This is a genomic window from Gilvimarinus sp. 1_MG-2023, from assembly GCF_030548285.1.
On the sequence record NZ_JAUOSC010000029.1, the window covers coordinates 1 to 1117 of the forward strand.

Consider the following 1117-nt stretch of genomic DNA (forward strand, 5'->3'; position numbering starts at 1 on the left):
CGTTTTACACTCCGCGTTCCACCATCCCTAGAACTTCCACACCACCTTGGCAAATAAGCGCGCATCGTCGTCATCGCCCAGGGTATCTTCACTGTCAATGGGCGCGGCGAGGCTGGCGTTGAAGTGCCAGTTGGCGCTGTTGTAGCGGGCGCCTAAGCCGGCGCCGGTCAGGTCGCGGTCATTGTCGGCATCGGCTTCCCACGGGCTGTGGTTGATATCCACCGCACCGTGGTCCACCAGACCGTACACTTGCCACTGGTTGTTTAGGTTGTAGCGCAGCTCCAGGTTGGCCAAATAACCTTCATCGCCACTGGCTTCGCCCTGGGCGTAAGCCCGCACGCCGTAAGCACCGCCCAGACTAAACTTCTCAGAGGAGTCGAGGTTTTTGTCGGCAAACTGGCCGTGAATTTGGGCGTGCAGGCTCCAGTTACCGCCTAAGTTTTGTAAGCGCATGATGGACGGGGTCCAGCGCTCGAAGTCGCCAGCGCTTTGCGCGGTGACCGAGTCAATCACTTGGTCGAGGTAGCTGTTGATGGTGAGCTCGCCCTGGGTATAAGCCAATGACCACTGGGTGACACCGCCGCCCAACAGTTGGTCGCGCCAGTCACCGCCGATGGTGAGGGTGTAGAGCTCGGACTCTTTATCACTGTTGGAGCCAAAGGCGTCGGTTTTATCTTCGAGCTGTTTGCTGTCGTACTGTAACTGCACATTGAGGTTGAGGTTGCGGGTACGAATCAGGCTCTGGTCGGCAAACACGGTGGTAATCTGCGCATTACCGGTGGCCTCAAGGTCTTCGAAGTTACCGCCCAGTTCGTAGTCCATGTCGGAGTAGGCCGCCCCGATGTTGGTGGCCCAGGGGCCGACGGGCAGTTGGTACTGAGCGCGGAAGAACACTTGCTCTTCGTCGGAGCCGAGAGCGCGCAAGTCGAACCGATCGCCCAAGCCCAGTGGGCTGTTCACTTGTAAGCTGGCCCCTAAGCGGTATTCACCGATGGATTCATTGCCGTGGTTGTCCAGCTCCACGGTGCCGTTAACCCAGAGGCCTTGGCTGACGTTAACGTTTAAATCGCTGGTGCCGAGTTCTTCACCGGGCACTAAGGTGGTGTTGACCGCAATG

Annotated in this window: 1 protein-coding gene; it reads right to left on the reverse strand. The window is 58.5% G+C overall.

All coding sequences use genetic code 11. The annotated features are described in order from the left end of the window. Nucleotides 1-27: 27 nt before the first annotated feature. The coding region (locus Q4563_RS15455; protein WP_303605083.1) for a ShlB/FhaC/HecB family hemolysin secretion/activation protein at nt 28-1117 on the reverse strand (1090 nt) is incomplete at its 5' end.